At 63.1% G+C, this 20,661-nt stretch carries 18 protein-coding genes; 15 read left to right on the plus strand and 3 right to left on the minus strand.

The genetic code is table 11. The annotated features are described in order from the left end of the window. Positions 1-27 precede the first annotated feature (27 nt). The gene (locus IB279_RS23045; RefSeq protein WP_060601419.1) at positions 28-1,212 is read right to left on the minus strand and encodes a CaiB/BaiF CoA-transferase family protein; all 1,185 of its coding nucleotides are present in this window, start codon (positions 1,210-1,212) and stop codon (positions 28-30) included. Positions 1,213-1,223: 11 nt separating this feature from the next. After that, positions 1,224-2,411 carry an acyl-CoA dehydrogenase gene (locus IB279_RS23050; RefSeq protein ID WP_090295861.1) on the minus strand — a complete coding sequence of 396 codons (1,188 nt, stop codon included), beginning with the start codon at positions 2,409-2,411 and terminating at the stop codon, positions 1,224-1,226. Positions 2,412-2,646: 235 nt separating this feature from the next. Here IB279_RS23050 and IB279_RS23055 point away from each other — a divergent pair, with 235 nt between their 5' ends. The 15 genes from IB279_RS23055 to IB279_RS23125 all read left to right on the plus strand — a co-directional run bounded on the left by IB279_RS23055 (position 2,647) and on the right by IB279_RS23125 (position 19,375). Then, positions 2,647-3,615: a LysR family transcriptional regulator gene (locus IB279_RS23055; RefSeq protein ID WP_060530317.1), complete on the plus strand. Its 969-nt coding sequence runs from the start codon at positions 2,647-2,649 to the stop codon at positions 3,613-3,615. 78 nt (positions 3,616-3,693) lie between these two features. Continuing rightward, a complete protein-coding gene (locus IB279_RS23060; protein WP_034799591.1) occupies positions 3,694-4,821 on the plus strand; it encodes an FAD-binding oxidoreductase in 1,128 nt (375 codons plus the stop codon). Positions 4,822-5,214: 393 nt separating this feature from the next. Beyond that, positions 5,215-5,598 carry a YciI family protein gene (locus tag IB279_RS23065; RefSeq protein ID WP_034799590.1) on the plus strand — a complete coding sequence of 128 codons (384 nt, stop codon included), beginning with the start codon at positions 5,215-5,217 and terminating at the stop codon, positions 5,596-5,598. 248 nt (positions 5,599-5,846) lie between these two features. Continuing rightward, positions 5,847-6,689, plus strand: a complete 843-nt coding sequence (gene phnC, locus IB279_RS23070) for a phosphonate ABC transporter ATP-binding protein (protein WP_034799588.1) — start codon at positions 5,847-5,849, stop codon at positions 6,687-6,689. A gap of 84 nt (positions 6,690-6,773) precedes the next feature. Beyond that, positions 6,774-7,679 (plus strand): phosphonate ABC transporter substrate-binding protein, encoded by a 906-nt coding sequence (phnD, locus tag IB279_RS23075; RefSeq protein ID WP_034799586.1) that lies wholly within the window; start codon positions 6,774-6,776, stop codon positions 7,677-7,679. A gap of 169 nt (positions 7,680-7,848) precedes the next feature. Further along, positions 7,849-8,811: a phosphonate ABC transporter, permease protein PhnE gene (phnE, locus tag IB279_RS23080; protein WP_034799765.1), complete on the plus strand. Its 963-nt coding sequence runs from the start codon at positions 7,849-7,851 to the stop codon at positions 8,809-8,811. A 9-nt stretch (positions 8,812-8,820) separates the two neighbouring features. Beyond that, positions 8,821-10,338: a phosphonate ABC transporter, permease protein PhnE gene (gene phnE, locus IB279_RS23085; protein WP_060586219.1), complete on the plus strand. Its 1,518-nt coding sequence runs from the start codon at positions 8,821-8,823 to the stop codon at positions 10,336-10,338. Between the two features lie 127 nt (positions 10,339-10,465). Continuing rightward, the gene (locus IB279_RS23090) at positions 10,466-11,173 is read left to right on the plus strand and encodes a DUF1045 domain-containing protein (protein ID WP_034799581.1); all 708 of its coding nucleotides are present in this window, start codon (positions 10,466-10,468) and stop codon (positions 11,171-11,173) included. 1 nt (position 11,174) lies between these two features. Beyond that, positions 11,175-12,314: an alpha-D-ribose 1-methylphosphonate 5-triphosphate diphosphatase gene (locus tag IB279_RS23095; RefSeq protein ID WP_034799579.1), complete on the plus strand. Its 1,140-nt coding sequence runs from the start codon at positions 11,175-11,177 to the stop codon at positions 12,312-12,314. Next, the gene (gene phnN / locus IB279_RS23100; RefSeq protein WP_034799577.1) at positions 12,311-12,895 is read left to right on the plus strand and encodes a phosphonate metabolism protein/1,5-bisphosphokinase (PRPP-forming) PhnN; all 585 of its coding nucleotides are present in this window, start codon (positions 12,311-12,313) and stop codon (positions 12,893-12,895) included. The genes IB279_RS23095 and phnN overlap by 4 nt, the downstream gene beginning before the upstream one ends. Positions 12,896-13,195: 300 nt before the next feature. Further along, positions 13,196-14,440, plus strand: a complete 1,245-nt coding sequence (gene hutI / locus IB279_RS23105) for an imidazolonepropionase (protein WP_034799575.1) — start codon at positions 13,196-13,198, stop codon at positions 14,438-14,440. Continuing rightward, positions 14,437-15,972 (plus strand): histidine ammonia-lyase, encoded by a 1,536-nt coding sequence (hutH, locus tag IB279_RS23110; RefSeq protein WP_192339848.1) that lies wholly within the window; start codon positions 14,437-14,439, stop codon positions 15,970-15,972. Before hutI ends, hutH begins: the two co-directional genes overlap by 4 nt. Before the next feature lies 1 nt (position 15,973). Further along, the gene (gene hutG / locus IB279_RS23115; RefSeq protein WP_034799571.1) at positions 15,974-16,792 is read left to right on the plus strand and encodes an N-formylglutamate deformylase; all 819 of its coding nucleotides are present in this window, start codon (positions 15,974-15,976) and stop codon (positions 16,790-16,792) included. A gap of 2 nt (positions 16,793-16,794) precedes the next feature. Continuing rightward, entirely contained in the window at positions 16,795-18,468 is a 1,674-nt protein-coding gene (gene hutU / locus IB279_RS23120; protein WP_034799763.1) for a urocanate hydratase, read from the plus strand. 268 nt (positions 18,469-18,736) lie between these two features. Next, positions 18,737-19,375 carry a hypothetical protein gene (locus IB279_RS23125; RefSeq protein ID WP_034799569.1) on the plus strand — a complete coding sequence of 213 codons (639 nt, stop codon included), beginning with the start codon at positions 18,737-18,739 and terminating at the stop codon, positions 19,373-19,375. 1 nt (position 19,376) lies between these two features. On the opposite strand, the gene IB279_RS23130 is transcribed toward IB279_RS23125, so the two are convergent. Further along, the gene (locus IB279_RS23130; protein ID WP_060530310.1) at positions 19,377-20,597 is read right to left on the minus strand and encodes an MFS transporter; all 1,221 of its coding nucleotides are present in this window, start codon (positions 20,595-20,597) and stop codon (positions 19,377-19,379) included. Positions 20,598-20,661: the final 64 nt, after the last annotated feature.

The raw sequence follows: 20,661 nt of genomic DNA on the forward strand, positions 1-20,661 counted from the left end.
ACGAGACACTCAGCGTCTCACGTTGCGTTAATCGCTCTTCGACGCGTCCATCCCGATTTCGGCCAACACCTCGGCCGTATGCTCTCCAAGCCGCGGCACGCCACGCTCGAGCGCAAGCTCGGCGGCCGAAAACCGGATCGGCGTCCGGACCCCGGGCGACGTACCGGCAGCGGCCCCCGAATGCGGCGTATCCACACGCATTTGCCGATGCTCGATCTGCGGATCGGCAAAGACGTCGGCAACGGTGTTGATCGGTCCGCCGGGCACGCCTGCATCTTCCAGCAACTTCAACAGCGTATCGCGCTCGATCTTCGCGGTTTCGGCGGCGAGTTCCGGCGTCAACGTGTCCCGGTTCTGCACGCGAAGCGCGTTGGTCAGATAATGCTCGTCGGTCGCAAGATCCGAACGCCCGAGCAGGGTGCAGAACTTCACGAACTGCCGGTCGTTACCAACAGCGACGATCAGGTGACCGTCCGAGGTCGGGAAGACCTGATAGGGCGCGATGTTCGGGTGCGCATTGCCGAGCCGGCGCGGCGCCTTGCCCGAGACGAGGAAATTGAGCGCCTGGTTGGCAAGCACGCCCGTCATGCAGTCAAGCAGCGCCATGTCGATCTGCTGCCCCTCGCCGGTACGCTCGCGCTGGGCAAGGGCTGCCTGCACGGCAATCACGCCGTAAAGACCGGTGAAGATATCGGCGAAGGCGACGCCGATTTTCTGTGGCTCGCGATCGGGCTCACCGGTCAGGTCCATGATGCCGCTCATGCCCTGGACGATGTAGTCGTAGCCGGCGCGGTGCGCATAGGGACCATCCTGGCCAAAGCCAGTGACCGAGCAGTAGATCAGCCGCGGATTGATCTTCTTCAGACTCTCGTAGTCGAGCCCGTATTTCGTAAGCCCGCCAACCTTGAAGTTCTCAAGCAGCACGTCCGACTGGGCGGCAAGGCGGCGCACGGCCTCCTGCCCCTCCTCGGTCGTGAAGTCGAGCACCACCGAGCGCTTGCCGCGGTTGCAGGCGTGGAAATAGGCGGCATCGAGCTTCTCGCCTTCCTCGCCCGCAACGAAGGGCGGGCCCCAGGTGCGGGTGTCGTCGCCGGCCGGGCTTTCCACCTTGATGACGTCGGCACCGAGATCGGCCAGCGTCTGGCCGATCCATGGGCCCGCCAGAATGCGGGCCAATTCCAGGACACGAATGCCCTTCAGCGGCGTTTCCATGACGGCACCGCTCAGAAGAAGGCCTGAAGGCCGGTCTGGGCGCGACCGAGGATCAGCGCATGGACGTCATGCGTGCCCTCGTAGGTGTTGACGGTCTCGAGGTTCACCATGTGGCGCATGACCTGGTATTCCTCCGAGATGCCGTTGCCGCCGTGCATGTCGCGGGCCATGCGGGCGATGTCGAGCGCCTTGCCGCAATTGTTGCGCTTGACGATCGAGATCATTTCCGGGGCCATGCGGCCTTCGTCCATCAGGCGGCCGACGCGCAGCGACCCCTGCAGGCCGAGCGTGATCTCCGTCTGCATATCGGCAAGCTTCTTCTGGAAGAGCTGCGTCTGCGCCAGCGGCCGGTTGAACTGCTTGCGATCGAGACCGTACTGACGCGCCGAATGCCAGCAGAACTCGGCAGCGCCGAGCGCACCCCAGGAGATACCGTAGCGGGCACGGTTGAGGCAGCCGAACGGGCCCTTGAGACCCTCGACGTTCGGCAGCAGCGCTTCTTCGCCGACCTCGACATTGTCCATGACGATTTCGCCGGTGATCGACGCCCGCAGCGACAGCTTGCCGGCGATCTTCGGGGCGGACAGACCCTTCATGCCCTTTTCGAGCACGAAACCGCGGATGGCGCCTCCATGCGCTTCCGACTTTGCCCAGACAACGAAGACATCGGCGATCGGTGCGTTAGAGATCCACATCTTCGAGCCGACGAGGCGGTAGCCGCTCTCGGTCTTGATGGCGCGCGTCTTCATGCCGGCCGGGTCAGAACCGGCGTCCGGCTCGGTCAGGCCGAAGCAGCCGATCCACTCGCCGCTGATGAGCTTCGGCAGGTACTTCTGCTTCTGCTCCTCAGAACCATAGGCATAGATCGGATAGATCACCAGCGACGACTGCACGCTCATCATCGAGCGGTAGCCCGAATCGACGCGCTCGACTTCGCGGGCAACGAGGCCGTAGGCAACGTAGGAAGCGCCGACGCCGCCATAGGTTTCGGAAACGGTGACGCCGAGCAGACCGAGCTCGCCCATCTCGCGGAAGATCTCCGGATCGGTCGATTCTTCGCGGTAGGCGTCGATGACGCGCGGCTGCAGCCGGTCCTGCGCATAGGCCCGCGCGGTGTCGCGGATCATACGCTCGTCCTCGGTCAACTGATCGTCGAGGAGGAACGGATCATCCCATTGAAATTGCGTCTTGCCGGCCATGTTTCTCTCCCATCGGATTATTCGGCTCACGTTATCGCAAGGGGTGCATGCCGTTTCAAACGAAATTGAGGCACCGCCTCATGCGTCCGGGGAATGGCCCCTCCCTCGCCATCGAGCAGCCCATGTTGCAAATTCGCTGGAATATGACGACAAGAACGGACGTCCTTCGCTCCGCTTCCCTCCTTGCAGAACAAAGGGCCAGTTCAACGCCAGAGATCAGAAGCAAGCCACGACCATGGCCAATGACCGCCTCGAACGCTTTGCCCACAATCTCGACTGGAATCTGCTGCGCACCTTCGTCGTGCTCGTCGAGGAAGGCAGCATCACGGCCGCCGCCAACCGGTTGCTCCTGCAACAGCCGGCCGTCAGCATGGCGTTGAAGCGGTTGGAGCAAACCGTCGGCCAGAAACTCATCGACCGGCGTCCCGGGCGTTTCAACCTGACCGACGCCGGTGCGCGCCTGCATGCACAGTGCCGCGATATCTTCGCAGCCGTCATCCGCCTGCCGAATGTTCTTGAAACCGCCGGCGAGGAGATCACCGGCCATCTCAACATCCACTCGGTCAGCCACGCGCATAATCCCGCCTGGGACCGCAAGCTCGAAAGCTTCTTTCGCCTGCACCCCAAGGTCACGCTGTCGGTCACGGTCGCAACTACCGTGGATGTGTTGAGCGCCGTCGAGCGCAATGTTGCGACCATGGGCCTATGCGACGGCAACATTCCCGACTGGCTGAACAGGCGGTTTCACGTGCGCGAGCGCTATGCGCTCTATTGCGGCAGAAGCCATCCGCTTTTCGGGGTCGAAGGTGTCGACTTCAACGACCTCAGGGGCAATCCCTATATCGCTTTCATCGCCGACGTTTTGGGCGGCCAGCACATGAACTCGGTAACCGCCGTGCGCGCGATCGGGTCTTTTGGCCAGCAGGTCCGCGCCGTCTCCTGCAATGTCGAGGAGGTGATGCGGCTGATCGCCTCCAATGTCGGCATCGGCATGCTGCCGGATCACTTGGCATCGCCAGCCGTCGCGGCGGGCCAACTGTGGCAGCTGCCGCCCTATAGCGATCTGCCCAGCACCGATGTCTTCCGCATCTCCAATCCGAATGCGATCCTCAATCCGGCAGAGGCCGCATTTCTTGCCCATGTGGCCGATACGGAGCCGCTGGACCACTGCCTCGACGATCGGGCCGACCATCATCAGGATTGATAGCCACCTTTCCAGTTATAAATTTGAACACAGATGACGCCTTGCCTATGGTCCGGCCGACAACTAACGGAGGCGGACATGCAAGACTACGACGTGGCGATCATTGGCGGTGGAATCGCCGGCCTGTCGCTTGCCTATTTCCTGGCACCGCATCGCTCCGTCGTGGTGATCGAGCGGGAAGAAGGGCTCGGCTATCACAGCACCGGCCGCTCGGCGGCAGAGTTCGTGCTGCGCTATAACGCGCCGGAGGTCTGTGCGCTGGCGGCGATATCCAAGGGCTTTTTCGATAATCCACCTGAGGGCTTCTCCGAAGTGGCGCTGCTCAAGCAGCGCGGTGGCGTCATGATCGCCAATGCCGAGAAAGTTGCCCGGTTCGAAGAGGTGTTTGCCGCGGAGAGCCGTGCCAACGCCGAAATTGAACGGCTGACCGTCGACGAGGCGATCGCGCGTGTGCCGATCCTGCGCCGCGACTATGTGGCTGCGGCCTATTACGATCCGCAATTCTGGGACATCGAAGTCGAGAACCTGCTGCAGGGTTACGTCCGGGGCGCGCGTCGCCATGGCGCGGTAATTATCGAGCGCTCGGACGTGCTGGCGCCGCGCCGGAACGGCGACCGCTGGGTGCTGGCGACGAGTGCCGGCGAAGTCAGTGCAAAGACGATCGTCAATGCTGCCGGCGGCTGGGCCGATCCCGTCGCACAATCGTTCGGCGTCGCCCCCATCGGCATCGTGCCGCATCGCCGCACCGCAATCACCGTCGACCTGCCCGAAGGCATCGACGCGCTGACGCTGCCCGAAATCAACGAGATCGATGAAGACTTCTACATGAAGCCCGAAGGCGGGCGGCTGCTTTCCTCGCCCGCCGACGCAACGCCGTGCGATCCGACCGACGTCCAGCCGGAGGAGATCGACGTCGCCTGGGCTGCGCACTACGTCGAGGAGGCAACGACCGTGCCGGTGCGCCGTATCTTCAAGAGTTGGGCCGGCATGCGCAGCTTCTCGCCGGACAAGCTTCCAGTGATCGGCTTTGCCCGCGAGCGACCGGATTTCTTCTGGCTCGCCGGCCAGGGCGGCTACGGCATCCTCACCTCACCGGCGCTCGGCGCATTCGCCGCAAGCCTCCTCGTCGGTGCACCAGCGCCCGAGGCCTTCGAAGCGATCGGCCTCGATGCCGTAAAGTTCAGCCCGGCTCGATTGGAACGCTAGCCCGAGCAGAGTTGGCCGCAGGCGAGGAAGGCCACGCCCAGCACGATACTGCGGGCCGCGCCGGGGTCGAAATACGACTGTGACGAGGTCTTCGGCAATGCCGCGATCGATGAAGGCCTTCGCGCGCTCAGCCGAAGATATCTACCCGGGCGCGAAGTTGCCCGCTCGCTCGCGCGCGGCCCCGTCTGGAGGGCCCGCGACGCAGCAGCCCGCGGCGAGATCAAGCGCCGTTCTCGGATTGCCAGGCAGGCCTGTCGCTGGGCTGCGGCGGCCTGGGGCTGATCCGCTGAACACGCGCCCCACTCCGGTGGCACGCTCGGTGACGCCGTCCGCACGACGAGGCGTTGATGCGGCCGGCAAAACCTGACACGAATACGCGCGGGAGGACGGTTCATGTATTACGCAATCTTGGCCTACCATACAGCAGGCGTCGTCGAATCCTGGACCGAGGAGGAGGACGCAGCGCTGATGTCCGACCTGCTTGAAGTTCATGACCGGTTCGTCCAGCAGAAGGCCTTTGGCCCGGCCGCACGGCTCGGGCCTACCGAAGGTGCTGTGACGCTGAGGGGCAAGGGCGAAGGCATTGTCACCGATGGCCCCTTCGCCGAAACCAAGGAGCAATTGCTCGGCCTCTACGTCGTCGACTTCCCGGCCATCGACGCGGCAGTTGACGCCGCGCGCGAATTGCGCCGCTCCAATCCGACCGCGATCTACGAGATCCGGCCGATTGCGCTCTATATTCCCGGCGCGACGCTGGACCCCGGTCCACAGAGCTAGCAACTGCGCCGGTCCTGCGCCGCGACGGCGGCTCCGACCACAGATATCCGCTCGATGTTGATGCGCGCCCCTTGAAGTTGACGGGGAGCGCAGGCGCCTGCGCGCAGCCATTCAAATTTTGTTAACCAAACATGCGGGGCTGTGAACTGTAACAGAACTTACAACAAACTGACATTCCGGCTTCATGAAGCGCCGATATGGCAGGGTCATACCGATGACCGGTCTCCCCGGAAGAGGACCTGCTAGACATGTTTCAGTTGAAGAATGTAACCCGCCAGTTCGGCAAGAAGACAGCCGTGAGTTCGGTTACCTTCGACATACCGCAAGGGCAGATGGTCGGCGTGATCGGCCGCTCGGGCGCCGGCAAGTCGACGCTTCTGCGTATGATCAACCGCCTCGTCGATCTGTCGTCCGGCTCGATCGTCTTCGATGGCACGGAAGTTTCGTCGCTGCGCGGTGCTGCCCTTCGCACCTGGCAGCGCGACTGCGCGATGATCTTCCAGCAGTTCAACCTGGTGCCGCGCCTCGACGTGCTCACCAACGTGCTTCTCGGGCGTCTCAACCACCGCTCGACCGTCTTGAGCATCCTCAACATGTTTACCCGCGAAGAACGCATCATGGCGATCGGCGCACTTGAGCGCCTCGGCATCGAGCAGACCGCGCTCCAGCCGGCCGGCACGCTTTCCGGTGGCCAGCAACAGCGCGTCGCGATCGCCCGCGCGCTGATGCAGCAGCCGAAGGTTCTGCTTGCCGACGAGCCGATCGCCTCGCTCGACCCGCTGAACGCCAAGATCGTCATGGATGCGCTGCGCGATATCAACGAGCGCGATGGCATCACGGTGATCACCAACCTCCACACGCTCGATACCGCCCGCAACTATTGCGAACGCATCATCGGCATGGCGCATGGCCGCGTCGTCTTCGACGGCCAACCCAAGGATCTGACCGCGGCAGCGGTTGCCGAGATCTACGGCGCCGACACAGGCATCGAGGAATCGATGACCTCCACCAGCATCAACATTCCGGCGGCAGTACCGCAGGAAGAAACGGCATCGGCCGGCCTCAAGCCGCTGGCACTGGCCGGCATCTGACGCCCGCCATGATCGAAAGCCCGCGTCAAGGGCACCTCTTTGAAACCCAATAGGATCCGGCCAAGCCGGACACGGGAGAACCTTATGCTGAAGAAAGCTCTTCTGGGCGCCGTAGCGCTCCTCGCCCTCGTCGGCCACGCCCAGGCTGAAGACCTGAAGGAATTCCGCATCGGCATCCTCGGCGGCGAAAACGAAGCCGACCGCCTGCGCAACTTCCAGTGCCTGGTCGACAAGCTGCCGGCCGCCATTGGCGTCGAGAAGGTCTCGCTGTTCCCGGCCGCCGACTATGACGGCGTCATCCAGGGCCTGCTCGGCGGCACGCTCGACTACGCCGAACTCGGCGCTTCCGGCTACGCCAAGATCTACCTCGCCAAGGCTGACGCCGTCGAGCCGATCCTGACGACCGTTCAGACCGACGGTTCGACCGGCTACCACTCGATCATGGTTGCCCGCAAGGATTCCGGCATCACCAAGATCGAAGACCTGAAGGGCAAGAAGCTCGGCTTTGCCGACCCGGACTCGACCTCGGGCTACCTCGTCCCGCTCGTCACGCTCCCGGAAGCGATCGGCGCCCCGGTCAAGGAATTCTTCGGTGAAACCGGCTTCGGCGGCGGTCACGAAAACCTCGTTCTCGAAGTCGTCAAGGGCACCTTCGATGCCGGCACGACCTTCGGCTCGGGCGTCGGCGAATTCAAGGACGGCTACACCTCGGGCAACCTGAAGAAGATGGTCGACAAGGGCATCCTCGACATGAACGACCTGGTCGAGCTCTGGAAGTCGCCGCTGATCCCGAACGGCCCGATCGTCGTGCGCAACACGATGAACGACGACATGAAGGCGAAGTTCAAGCAGTTCATGCTGGACCTGCCGAAGACCGACGCGGCCTGCTTCTCGGCCATCCAGGGCGGCGACTTCACCGGCTACACTGAAGTCAACGCCGACTTCTACAAGCCGATCATCGACGCCCGCAAGGCGACGATCGGCGGCTGATAGACCCGCACCACTCGGGAACGCTGGCCGCCCAAACGGCCAGCGTTTCACTGTTTGAAGGGGTGCTTTCGCATCCTTCGCCGCATTGTTTTCACGCATTTCCGGGGCGGAAAACCGCTTCGCACTTTACCTGGAAATGCTCAAGAGGCCGGCGAAAGCCGGAACGGTCATGGCAACTTCCCTGCTCCCGCGACATCTGAGCGACAACGGCGCCGTCATCGAGCGTCACTGGCAGGAACTCAGTTCCCGCCGCCGGCTCTATTCCTGGCTTGGCTCCGGCGTTCTCCTCCTGGCGCTATCGGGCTCGCTCTGGTTCGCCAACGATTCCAATGCCGGCAAGTTCTTCGACCGTTTGCCGCATTTCTTCGATTTCGTCGGCGATCTCGCGCCGCGCGACGGGCTAGAAATTTTCCGCGCCATGTTCGACCTGCCCTCGCCCTATGACGATGGCAGCTTCAAGTACAACTACCCCGAGGGCCGGCTGTACCTGACCGAAAGCATCTACATCCCCGAATACGTGCACAAGATGCTGGAGACCGTGAACATCGCGATCTTTTCGACGGTGATCGGTACGGCCTTCGGCTTCGTGCTCTGCTTCCTTGCCGCGCGCAACCTGATGCCCAATCCGTGGATCCGCGGCATCGTTCGCCGCATCATGGAAGTTCTCCGGGCCTTTCCGGAGGTGGTGATAGCCGGCTTCTTCCTCGCGATCCTCTCGCTCGGCCCCATTCCGGCGATCGCCGCTGTCTCGATCCACACGATCGGCGCGCTCGGCAAGCTCTTTTATGAAGTGGTCGAAAACGCCGACATGAAGCCGGACGAGGGCCTGCGGGCTGCCGGCGGCAACTGGATCGAGCGCGTCTGGTTTGGCATGGTGCCGCAGGTGCTGCCCAATTTCACCAGCTATTTCCTGCTGCGCCTCGAGATCAACGTGCGCGCCTCGACGATCATCGGCGCCGTCGGTGGCGGCGGCATCGGCGAATTGCTGCGCCTTTCGATCGGCCAGGGACACCAAGCCAAGACCCTTGCAATCGTCCTCCTGCTGTTTGCGACCATTTTTGCCGTCGACCAGTTTTCCGCCTGGCTTCGCCGCCGCCTCGTTGGCGAGCAGGCCTTCCAGCTTGCCCAGTAGGTGCGTACCATGACCACGACCACACGATTGAACCCGATGGAAATGGACGCGATCGCGAGCCGCCATCCCGACCTCCTCAAATCCTCGACCTCCAGCCGCGTGCGCACCGCAGCCATCGCCGGCGGCGTCGTCGCCTACCTCATCTTCAGCTGGTGGTTCTTCTCGATCGGCCACGTGCTCGGCAATGCCAACTGGGGCATCGCTGGCACCTACCTCGCCGACTGGGTTTCCTATGAGGTACGCCCGGAAATCCACGTCGCCCCCGACCGGACGATGCGTCTCAACTATCAGCGCAATTCGCCGCTCGGGCCCAATCCCAATCCGGATTGGGTGGAGCTCGACAGGCAGACGGTGACGCGCCAGGTCGAGATACCGGCCTCCACCGCGCAGGCGGTCAAGCCGAAGGCAAGCTCGTCGTTCAGCTTCATGGCGCCCGGCTCCGCGCTCGGTGGCACAGCCGCTGCCGAAACGCAGAACCGTGTCGAAACCCGGACGGAAGACGTGCTGACGCGCGTCGTCGTAACCTACGACCGCTCGACCAGGATCGAGATCGCCGATGGTCTGGTGAAGGCTACCCACGGCGGCGACACGTTTGTGATGACCGTCGACGGCGCCGACACGGTGAGGCCGCAGGGCCAACTGCCCGCCTGGGCGACACAGAAGCGGCCAGGCGAAAAGATCGTGCTTGCCTTTGGCGCCACCGGGTGGGCCGAAGTGGAAGGCGACGAGGTTTCCGTCCGCAACCGCTTCTTCGGTTGGGCGAACTTCCTGTTCGACACCAACTCGCCCTTCTTCGGCAAAAGCTATGGCGAGGTCGTCGCGCTCATCACATCCGGCGAACAGATCGACCCGACGCGTTCGAACCTTTCGCTCGCCTGGAACAACATCCTCTATAACGCCGAATGGCAGCATCTGGACGTCTGGACGAAGCTGTTGCAGACGGTTGTCATGGCTTTCGTCGGCACGCTCTTTGCGTCGCTGATCGCCTTCCCGCTCTGCTTCCTTGCCGCCAGAAACATCACGCCGAGCTTCCTGACCAACCAGGTGGTCAAGCGCTTCTTCGACTTCCTGCGGTCGGTGGACATGTTCATCTGGGCACTGTTCTTCACCCGCGCCTTCGGCCCCGGACCGCTTGCCGGCATCTCCGCGATCTTCTTCACCGACACCGGTACGCTCGGCAAACTCTATTCCGAGGCGCTGGAAAACATCGATGACAAGCAGCGCGAGGGCGTGAAGTCGGTCGGAGCGACGCCGCTTGCCGTGCAGCGCTTCGGCGTGCTTCCGCAGGTGCTGCCGGTTTTTGCCAGCCAGGCGCTCTACTTCTGGGAATCGAACACTCGCTCGGCGACGATCATCGGCGCCGTCGGCGCCGGCGGTATCGGCCTCAAACTCTGGGAAGCGATGCGTACCAATTCCGATTGGGAAAATGTCGCCTATATGGTGCTTCTGATCTTGCTGGTTGTCTTTATTTTCGACAGCATCTCGAACGCGTGCCGTTCGCGCCTGATGGGCAGCAAGGCACATTGACGACAGCCAAGCATTTGCGTGTCCGCCATCATGATGTTGTCATGGAAATCGGCTAGCTGCGCATCGCATCCCGCAAACAATCGACCCGCCGCCCTGGCGGGCCGGTCGCTACAAGAAAGTGAAGACCGTGCGTTATGCCATCTATTTCGCGCCGCCGGCGGACGACCGGCTGTCGCAGGTCGCGTCCCGTTGGCTGGGGCGCGACGCCTTTACCGGTGAGGACCTCACGCTTCCGACGATCGCCGGGATTGACGAAGAGACGCAACGCACATTGACGGCTGACCCGCGGCGCTACGGTTTCCACGGTACGCTGAAGGCTCCCTTCGAGCTTGCCGAAGGCCGGGACGAAGACGAGCTCCTAAGTATTTTCGAGTGCTTTGCCGCCGACCTCGACCCGTTCGAGATCCCCGAAATCGTGCTGCACCAGTTGGGCCCGTTCTTCGGACTCGTGCCGTCCGCGCCTTGCGTCGACCTGCTGGATTTGGCCGAAGACGCCGTTCACCGCTTCGACCCGTTCCGCGCGCCGCTGTCGGACGCCGACTTTGCCCGCCGCAAGCCAAACAGCCTGCCTGAGCGCCAGAGGCGCTACCTCAAAGAATGGGGCTATCCCTATGTTTTCGAAGAGTTCCAGTTCCACCTGACCTTGACTGGCCCGGTGCCCACGGAAACCAGCGGCGTGATGCGTACCGCGCTCGAAACCACCTTTGCCGAGCATATCGGCAAGCCACTTCACGTCACGTCAGTCGCGCTCTTCGTCGAACCGGAGCGCGGCGCACCCTTTACTGTCCGCTCCCTGCTGCCGCTCGGCAGCGACACCCAACGAAAGATCGCATGAGATGAGCAAAGAACAGGTTTTGACCAACGCCCGCATCGTCCTCGAGGATAGTATCCTCGACGGTTCGGTGCTGATCCGCGACGGCAAGATTGCCGACATTTCCGAGGGCACGGTTGCCAGCGGCGAGGACTTTGAAGGCGACTATCTGATCCCCGGCCTCATCGAGCTGCACACCGACCACCTCGAAGCCCACTACTCGCCGCGCCCGGGCGTGCGCTGGCTGAAGATCGCGGCAATCCAGGCCCATGACGCACAGGTGGTCACCTCCGGCATCACCACGGTCTTCGACTGCCTGCGTCTCGGCTCCGACGAGGATGGCGGCTTCCAGAAGGGCGAGATGCGCAGCATGGCCGACGCGCTGGCCCAGGCCAAGGAAGAGGGTCGCCTTCGCGCCGATCACCTGATCCACCTGCGCTGCGAAGTTTCAACGTCCGACGTGCTCGAACACTACGAGGACTTCCAGAACGATCCGCAGGTCAAGCTCGTCTCGCTGATGGACCATGCGCCGGGCCAGCGCCAGTTCCAGACGATGGACCAGTACACGCTCTACTATAAAGCCAAGCGCGGCTTCTCGGACGAAGAATTCGCGCGCTTCGTCGAGCGGCAGCAGGCGTTGTCGGCCAAGTATGCCGGTCCGCACCGCACCGCGCTCGCCGAGGCCTGTGCGGCCCGTGGCATCACGATCGCCAGCCATGACGACGCGACCATCGACCACGTCGAGGAATCGATCGGCTTCGGCATCAAGCTTGCGGAGTTCCCGACGAGCTTCGAGGCCGCCGAGGCGTCGCACCGCGCGGGCCTCAGCGTTCTGATGGGCGCGCCGAACATCGTGCGCGGCAAGTCGCACTCCGGCAACATCGCCGCCCGCGATCTCGCCGAGCGCGGCGTGCTCGACGTGCTGTCGTCGGACTATGTGCCCTTCAGTCTGATCCACGCCCCCTTCGTGCTCTCCGACGAACTCGACGCCGTCGACCTGCCAAAGGCAATCGCCATGGTGACGTCGACGCCGGCGCGTACCGTCGGTCTCGATGACCGCGGCCGCATCGGCGTCGGCCTTCGCGCCGATATCGCTCGCGTCCATCGCAAGGAAGGCATCCCGGTCGTGCGCTCCGTCTGGCGCGAAGGACGGCGTGTCGCATGAGCGCGAACAACCAGGGCGGCGCGCTTGTCGTCGTTGTTGGACCGAGCGGCGCCGGCAAGGACAGCGTCATGGGCTTTGCCGCCCGGCATTTCGCGGATTGTCACGACGTGCATTTCGTCCGCCGCGTCATTACCCGTCCGTCGGATGCCGGCAGTGAGGTACATGAAAGCGTCTCGGAAGACGAGTTCGTCGAGATGCAGAAGGACGGCGCCTTCGCCGTTTTCTGGGATGCGCATGGGCTGAAATACGGCATCCCCGTCGTCGTGCTCAGGAATGTCAGGGACGGCATGACGGCGATCGTCAATGGCAGCCGTGGTGCCCTGCCGGCGTTCCGCGAAGCCTTCGGCGAGATCGCCGTCGTCGTTGTTACAGCCGAGACGCCTGTGCTTGCAAAGCGGCTTGCCGAACGCGGCCGCGAAAGTGAAGAGGAAGTTTTGCGACGCCTCAGCCGCCAGGCTCCAGACGTGACCTCAGGCCCGGATGTCAGCGTGATCGACAACAGCGGTCGCCTCGACATTGCCGGAAATCGCTTCGTCGAGGTGGTTGAACGGCTGCGCACTAAGGCGGATCACGCGGTTTAGCGTGATCTGTTTTCGCGGCCCGGCAGGATTTCGGCTCGCGGGCACGCGTCGCGATCCCCATTCCAAGGACACAGACAAAGGTTCCGAACCTCATGGCTCGGGGCCTTTTCTTTTTGCCTGCGGTGATGACGAACCCGGGGTGAGAAATTCCCGAGAAATCAGAGTTCTACGGTCATCTCCTCAAAGCCCCCGTTCTGTTTCACTCGGCCGATCACCCTTTCCTTTTCCGCAGGCTCCATAAATTTCCCCTTGTGGAGCGAATTAATATGTATATACATTATATTCAGTGGAGGCGACCTGATGAACGAACTCTCGACCCGCAGGCAGACATCCGGCATCTGGCGCAATGTGCGTCTCGTGACGCTTGGCGAAACCGTTGACGGTCTTGGCCTCGTCGAGAATGCGGCCGTTGCGGTCGTCGATGGGCGTATCGCCTATGCCGGGCCGGAGAGCGGACTGCCCGCCGACCTCGCACGCAGCCTTGAAGCGACGGACTACGAGGGCCGCGTAGTGACGCCCGCTCTCATCGACTGCCACACCCATCTCGTTCATGGCGGCAACCGCGCCCGCGAATTCCAGATGCGCCTCGAAGGCGCCACCTATGAAGAGATTGCGCGTGCCGGTGGCGGCATCGTTTCCTCGGTCAAGGCGACCAATGCGCTGACCGTCGACCAGCTTGTCGAAAGCACCCTGCCGCGGCTCGACACGCTTCTTGCCGAAGGCGTCTCGACCGTCGAAATCAAATCCGGCTACGGACTGAACGTCACGGCCGAGCTCAACATGCTGCGTGCCGCCCGCAAACTCGAAACGCTGCGGCCGGTGCGCGTTATGACGAGCTATCTCGCCGCACACGCAACGCCTGTGGACTACAAGGGCCGCAACGATGACTACGTCACCGATGTCGTGCTGCCCGGCCTCGACGCCGCCCATGCCGAAGGCCTGGTCGATGCGGTCGACGGTTTCTGCGAGGGCATCGCGTTTTCGACTGCCGAGATCGCCCGCGTCTTTGACCGCGCCAAGGCACTCGGCCTGCCGGTCAAGCTGCACGCAGAACAGCTCTCCAACCTTGGCGGCGCAAAGCTCGCGGCCTCCTACGGCGCGCTTTCGGCCGACCACCTCGAATATCTCGACGCCGAAGGGGCTGCGGCCCTGGCCAAATCAGGTACGGTCGCCGTGCTTTTGCCCGGCGCCTTCTATGCGCTGCGCGAAGAGCGCCTGCCGCCGGTCCAGGCTTTGCGTGATGCCGGCGCGCGTATCGCGATCGCCACCGACTGCAATCCCGGCACCTCGCCGCTGACCTCGCTGCTTCTCACCATGAACATGTCGGCGACGTTCTTCCGGCTGACGGTTGCCGAATGCCTTGCCGGTGCGACGCGCGAAGCCGCCCGCGCGCTTGGCCTACTGGCCGAAACCGGCACGATCGAAGTCGGAAAATCCGCCGATCTGGCAATCTGGAACATCGAGGATCCGGCCGAGCTCGTCTACCGCATCGGCTTCAATCCGCTTCATGAACGCATCTTTAGAGGGCAAAGGATCGGTCAATGACCATCACTCTACACCCGGGCTCCGTGCCCCTCCGCGATCTCGAAACCATTTACTGGTCCGGCGAGCCGGCCCGCCTCGATACGTCCTTTGACGCCGGCATCAACAAGGCTGCCGCCCGCATTGCCGAGATCGTCGCCGGTAACGCGCCGGTCTACGGCATCAACACCGGCTTCGGCAAACTCGCCTCGATCAAGATCGACAGCGCCGACGTTGCAACGCTGCAGCGCAACCTAATCCTGTCACATTGCTGCGGAGTCGGCGAGCCGCTCGCCGAGAACGTCGTTCGCCTCATCCTGTCGCTGAAGCTCGTCTCCCTCGGTCGCGGCGCCTCCGGCGTCCGCCTCGAACTCGTGCGGCTGATCGAAGCCATGCTCGAAAAGGGCGTCATCCCTGTCATTCCCGAAAAGGGCTCGGTCGGCGCCTCCGGCGACCTCGCCCCGCTCGCCCATATGGCCGCAGTCATGATGGGCCACGGCGAAGCTTATTTCGAAGGCCGTCGCATGTCCGGCGGCGAAGCGCTGTCCGCCGCCGGCCTCAAACCGGTGGTGCTGGCCGCCAAGGAAGGCCTTGCGCTGATCAACGGCACCCAGACGTCGACGGCGCTGGCACTCGCCGGTCTCTTCCGCGCCCATCGTGCCGCACAGGCGGCACTCATCACCGGCGCCATGTCGACCGATGCGGCCATGGGCTCGTCAGCGCCCTTCCATCCGGATATCCATACGTTGCGCGGTCATCGCGGCCAGATCGATACGGCCGCGGCTCTCCGCGCGCTGCTTGCCGGCTCGGCAATCCGCGAAAGCCACATCGAAGGCGATGAGCGCGTGCAGGATCCCTATTGCATCCGCTGCCAGCCGCAGGTCGACGGCGCCTGCCTCGATCTGCTGCGCTCGGTCGCCCGCGTGCTTGAAACCGAAGCCAACGCCGTCACCGACAACCCGCTCGTTCTTTCAGACAACTCGGTCGTCTCCGGCGGCAACTTCCACGCCGAGCCGGTTGCCTTTGCCGCCGACCAGATCGCCCTTGCCGTCTGCGAGATCGGCGCGATCTCGCAGCGCCGCATCGCGCTGCTCGTAGACCCGGCTCTCTCCTACGGCCTGCCGGCCTTCCTCGCCAAGAAGCCGGGCCTGAACTCTGGTCTGATGATCGCGGAAGTCACCTCGGCGGCGCTGATGTCGGAGAACAAGCAGCTCTCGCATCCGGCGTCTGTCGACTCGACGCCGACGTCGGCGAACCAGGAAGACCACGTTTCCATGGCCTGCCACGGCGCGCGCCGCCTGCTGCAGATGACCGAGAACCTGTTCTCAATCGTCGGCATCGAAGCACTGACCGCCGTCCAAGGCGTCGAATTCCGCGCGCCGCTCGCCACGAGCCCTGAATTACAGAAGGCCGCTGCCGCCCTTCGCGCCGTCTCGCCGACGATCGAAGAGGACCGCTACATGGCCAACGACCTCAAGGCCGCCGGCGACCTCATCGCCTCGGGCCGTCTGAACGCCGCCGTCTCCGCCGGCATCCTGCCAAGCCTGGAGGCCTGAAATGGCGGTCGTCGAAGTCAGACAAGGCAACTCGCCGGTCATTCTCGGCTTTCCGCATACCGGCACCGACGTGCCGGCTGCGATCTGGGATCGGCTGAACGATAACGGTCGGATCCTCGCCGATACCGACTGGCATATCCATCAACTTTATGATGGCCTGCTGCCGGAGGTGACCGTCGTTCGCGCCACCTTCCACCGCTACGTGATCGACGCCAACCGCGATCCCGAGGGCGTCAGCCTCTATCCCGGCCAGAACACGACCGGATTGATCCCGGAAACGGACTTCGACGGCAAGCCGATCTGGAAGGACGGAGAGGCACCGACTGAAGCGGATATCGCCGAACGGCTCCGGTCATTCCATGCGCCCTATCACGCGGCCCTTGCCGCCGAGATCGAGCGGGTCAAGGCGATCCATGGCGTGGTCGTGCTTTATGACTGCCACTCGATCCGCTCGCGCATTCCGTTCCTGTTCGAAGGCAAGCTGCCGGATCTCAACATCGGCACCGACATGGGCAAGACCTGCGCGCCTGACATCGAGAAGGCGACGGCCGCAATCGCTGCCGCTGCGGAAGGTTACAGCAGCATTCTCAACGGCCGCTTCAAGGGCGGCTGGACCACCCGCCACTATGGCCGCCCGGAAACCGGCGTGCATGCCATCCAGATGGAGCTCGCGCAATCGACCCATCTCGCCGCTGAAGAGCCGCCTTTCGCGCTCGACGCCACACGATCCGCCCTGTTGCGAAAGCCGCTGGGTGCGATCCTGAACCGCATCGAAACCATCGCATTTGACCTCAAGACACTGACAGGGAGCGAGGCATGACCATCAACAATCCGCGCCACAATATTCGCGACGTGCGCGCCCCTCAGGGCACCACGCTCAATGCCAAGAGCTGGCTGACCGAAGCGCCGCTTCGCATGCTGATGAACAATCTGGACCCGAACGTCGCGGAAAACCCGCACGAGCTGGTCGTCTACGGCGGCATCGGTCGTGCCGCCCGCACGTGGGCCGATTTCGACAAGATCGTAGAGACGCTAAAGGACCTCAACGACGACGAAACCTTGATGGTGCAGTCGGGCAAGCCGGTCGGCGTGTTCCGCACCCACAAGGATGCGCCCCGCGTTCTCATCGCCAACTCCAACCTCGTGCCGCACTGGGCGACCTGGGATCACTTCAACGAGCTGGATAAGAAGGGTCTCGCCATGTACGGCCAGATGACGGCCGGCTCGTGGATCTATATCGGCACGCAAGGCATCGTTCAGGGCACTTACGAAACCTTCGTTGAAGCCGGCCGTCAGCACTATGGCGACAACCTTAAGGGCAAGTGGGTGCTGACCGGCGGCCTCGGCGGCATGGGTGGCGCCCAGCCGCTCGCCGCCGTCATGGCAGGCGCTTCGTGCCTGGCCGTCGAATGCAACCCGGACTCGATCGATTTCCGCCTGCGCACCCGCTACCTCGACGAAAAGGCCGAGACGCTGGACGAAGCGATGGAGATGATCGCCCGCTGGACGAAGAACGGCGAAGCCAAGTCCGTCGGCCTGCTCGGCAACACCGCTGAAATCCTGCCGGAGATGGTCCGCCGCGGCATCCGTCCCGACATGGTCACCGACCAGACCTCGGCGCACGACCCGGTCAACGGTTACCTGCCGAAGGGCTGGACCATGGGCCAGTGGAAGGAGAAGCGCGTCAGCGATCCGAAGGCCGTCGAAAAGGCCGCGCGCGCCTCGATGCGCGACCACGTCGAAGCGATGATCGCCTTTCAGGACATGGGCATCCCGACCTTCGACTACGGCAACAACATCCGCCAGATGGCCAAGGAAGAAGGCCTCGAAAACGCCTTTGCCTTCCCGGGCTTCGTTCCGGCCTATATCCGCCCGCTCTTTTGCCGCGGCGTCGGCCCGTTCCGCTGGGCGGCCCTGTCCGGCGATCCCGAAGACATCTATAAGACCGACGCCAAGGTCAAGGAACTGCTTCCCGACAACAAGCACCTGCACAACTGGCTGGACATGGCACGTGAGCGCATCGCCTTCCAGGGCCTGCCGGCGCGCATCTGCTGGGTCGGCCTCGGCGATCGCCACCGCCTCGGCCTCGCCTTCAACGAAATGGTCAAGAACGGCGAACTGAAGGCGCCGGTCGTCATCGGCCGCGACCACCTCGATTCCGGCTCGGTCGCCTCGCCGAACCGCGAGACCGAAGCGATGAAGGACGGCTCGGACGCTGTTTCGGACTGGCCGCTGCTCAACGCCCTGCTCAACACCGCATCGGGCGCCACCTGGGTGTCGCTGCACCACGGCGGCGGCGTCGGCATGGGCTTCTCGCAGCATTCGGGCGTCGTCATCTGCGCCGATGGTACCGACGATGCGGCCAAGCGCCTCGAACGCGTGCTCTGGAACGACCCGGCAACCGGCGTCATGCGCCATGCCGATGCGGGCTACGACATTGCGCTCGATTGCGCCAAGGAAAAGGGCCTGCGCCTGCCGGGCATTCTCGGCAACTGATCCGCTCTCGACCGACATACTCACGGACATACTGATTGGGGCGCCGAAAGGCGCCCCAATCACTTTTTGATGAGACTAGCGTCAGGACTGCGTCTTCCTCGCTCCGGCGCCTTGCAGCTGTTGATAGCAATGCTAGAAAAATCGAGATGCCATCGCATTGCTGGCGACGCGTTGCAGAACATCTCTGTTCGCTCACGCGAGCGCTGGTTTTTTATGAGAAGGCTTCATGCGCTGGGGCGGGTACGGGAGAAGAACCATTAGACATCTTATGTTTGCCACCGGGCTTCTTGCGAGCGTCTTTGTTGCCTCGTCTGCGGTCGCTCAAAACGTGAGTTTCTTCGGCCCTGTTCGCAACGGAGAACGGCACTTTACCGCCTTCCCGGAATTTATTGGCGTCGGAATGAGCCAAGGGGAGACCAAGAAGAGGGACGTGGTCTTCTCGACAATTCAAATGATCGCCATGGCCGCCGGAATTGAGACCAAGGCCCAACCGGGCCTCGGAAGAAACACCATCGGCGTGATCTTCAGAAAGGATGTCGTCAAGAATGGCCGGGTCGACGTCAGCAAAATTGAAGATTTCGGCTTCGACCCCTACTACGAGCGGCTGCTGAACGATACTGCAGCAACTGGCGTACCAAATTGCGCTTCCGCCGTGAACTATTCCGCGGAAGGGCGATTTGACCGCGCTGTCATCGTTGCAAACAGCGATGTCCCCGATCAGGAATTGGCGACCTGCGTGGCGCAGGCCCAGGCGCACGCTTTGGGGATAGCCACGTTTACCTCCAGCAAGGCCGACTTTTCGCGCTTCTTCGCGAGGATCATGATCCTCGCCGATCAAAAGAAGAGATGTCTCCAGGACAACCAGACAAAGTTCACCTGCAGTTTTGTCGATGAGCCCTGGGACTAATTCACGAGCGGCGGAATGTTTTCTTCCCTGTTTTATCGCCGTCGAGCGCGAGCAGCAGCACCAGCCCGGCAAGGCCTGCGGCGCCGCCAAGCAGCGCCGTGCCCGAATAGTCGCTGATCCGCGTGCCGAGCGCAAAAAGCCCGGCGCAAAGGCCGCCGCTCAGGAAGAGGTTCACGGCGAGCAATGAGCTTCCGAGGCCCGGGCGGTCGGCAATCAGGTCCTGGAGGTAGCTGATCGGGATCGTGATCAACGCGGCGGCACCAAAGGCACTGATCAAGGTGAGCGCGTAGATCTGCCAGGTCGCCGTCGAGAAGCCGAGCAGCACCATGTAGCCGATGTAGATCGCGGTTCCGAGCGCCAGCGCCTTGAATGGAACAAGGCTCAGCTGGATGCGCGCCCAGACGAAGATGAACACGACTTCGAGGAAAGCGACGATCCCAACGATGATGCCGATATCGGTGACGCTGCCGCCGATCTCGTCAGTCATGATCAGGGGCAGCACGGCGGCGTTGACGTGCAGCGACGAGGTGATGATCGCAACGGCGATGACGCGCAGGAAAATCCCTGGCGCCAGGATCTCCCGAAAAGACGTCCAGTAAGAAAGCCGCTTGCCGAGCGATGCGTCGGCCCCGCTTTCGTTGGGCAGTTTAAAATAGACGATCAGCAGATTGGCGAGGCAGCCGAGACAGGCGAGCAGATAGGCCGGCAGCATGCTGTCGCCGCCGGCGAGTGCAAAGCCGACCAGTCCTGGCACCAGAACCCAGGACACTGATATGGCCGCGCGGGCGCCCGTCGTGAGCGAGGCGGCGTCATGGCCGCTCATCCGCCGGGCGATGCTGCGCACATTGGCAAAGAGCAGCGTGTAGACCGCGCCGTAGATCGGCAACAGCAACAAGACGCTAACGACGAAGCTCATCTGATGCGGGAGCACATAGACGATGCCGTAGCCGACAACGCCGAAAAAGATCGCCGTCGACATCAGCAGCCGGTAGTTGCCGACGCGATCGGCCAGAATGCCGATCGAAACACTGACGATGACGTTCACCGTCGAGGCAAGCAGGATCAGCAGCGAATAGACGGCATCGCTGAGCCCCAGCTCGTTGATGCCGACGACGGACTGGTAGGGCGAGGTGGCCGCACCGGCAAACCCGAACAGGAAGATTGCCAGCATGCTGATCCGCATGGCCGGGTTGCGCATGGCGCTGAGAATGGTGGAGGTCATGCTAGAATGTGTCCGCGAAGCGGGTGGAGGATATCGCACAATCGCTTAAATTGTGATCGATTTA

The sequence above is a fragment of the Ensifer sp. ENS06 genome (genome assembly GCF_014852205.1).
GTDB classification, from domain to species: domain Bacteria; phylum Pseudomonadota; class Alphaproteobacteria; order Rhizobiales; family Rhizobiaceae; genus Ensifer; species Ensifer adhaerens.

What these genes read in the sequence shown, in the direction of transcription:
- IB279_RS23045 (WP_060601419.1), bottom strand. Translation starts at nt 1,212, where the DNA reads ATGGAAACGCCGCTGAAGGGCATTCGTGTCCTGGAATTGGCCCGCATT.
- IB279_RS23060 (WP_034799591.1), top strand. Translation starts at nt 3,694, where the DNA reads ATGCAAGACTACGACGTGGCGATCATTGGCGGTGGAATCGCCGGCCTG.
- IB279_RS23095 (WP_034799579.1), top strand. Translation starts at nt 11,175, where the DNA reads ATGAGCAAAGAACAGGTTTTGACCAACGCCCGCATCGTCCTCGAGGAT.
- IB279_RS23125 (WP_034799569.1), top strand. Translation starts at nt 18,737, where the DNA reads ATGTTTGCCACCGGGCTTCTTGCGAGCGTCTTTGTTGCCTCGTCTGCG.
- phnD (WP_034799586.1), top strand. Translation starts at nt 6,774, where the DNA reads ATGCTGAAGAAAGCTCTTCTGGGCGCCGTAGCGCTCCTCGCCCTCGTC.
- IB279_RS23065 (WP_034799590.1), top strand. Translation starts at nt 5,215, where the DNA reads ATGTATTACGCAATCTTGGCCTACCATACAGCAGGCGTCGTCGAATCC.
- IB279_RS23130 (WP_060530310.1), bottom strand. Translation starts at nt 20,597, where the DNA reads ATGACCTCCACCATTCTCAGCGCCATGCGCAACCCGGCCATGCGGATC.
- phnC (WP_034799588.1), top strand. Translation starts at nt 5,847, where the DNA reads ATGTTTCAGTTGAAGAATGTAACCCGCCAGTTCGGCAAGAAGACAGCC.
- IB279_RS23055 (WP_060530317.1), top strand. Translation starts at nt 2,647, where the DNA reads ATGGCCAATGACCGCCTCGAACGCTTTGCCCACAATCTCGACTGGAAT.
- phnE (WP_034799765.1), top strand. Translation starts at nt 7,849, where the DNA reads ATGGCAACTTCCCTGCTCCCGCGACATCTGAGCGACAACGGCGCCGTC.
- IB279_RS23050 (WP_090295861.1), bottom strand. Translation starts at nt 2,411, where the DNA reads ATGGCCGGCAAGACGCAATTTCAATGGGATGATCCGTTCCTCCTCGAC.
- hutI (WP_034799575.1), top strand. Translation starts at nt 13,196, where the DNA reads ATGAACGAACTCTCGACCCGCAGGCAGACATCCGGCATCTGGCGCAAT.
- phnN (WP_034799577.1), top strand. Translation starts at nt 12,311, where the DNA reads ATGAGCGCGAACAACCAGGGCGGCGCGCTTGTCGTCGTTGTTGGACCG.
- hutG (WP_034799571.1), top strand. Translation starts at nt 15,974, where the DNA reads ATGGCGGTCGTCGAAGTCAGACAAGGCAACTCGCCGGTCATTCTCGGC.
- hutH (WP_192339848.1), top strand. Translation starts at nt 14,437, where the DNA reads ATGACCATCACTCTACACCCGGGCTCCGTGCCCCTCCGCGATCTCGAA.
- phnE (WP_060586219.1), top strand. Translation starts at nt 8,821, where the DNA reads ATGACCACGACCACACGATTGAACCCGATGGAAATGGACGCGATCGCG.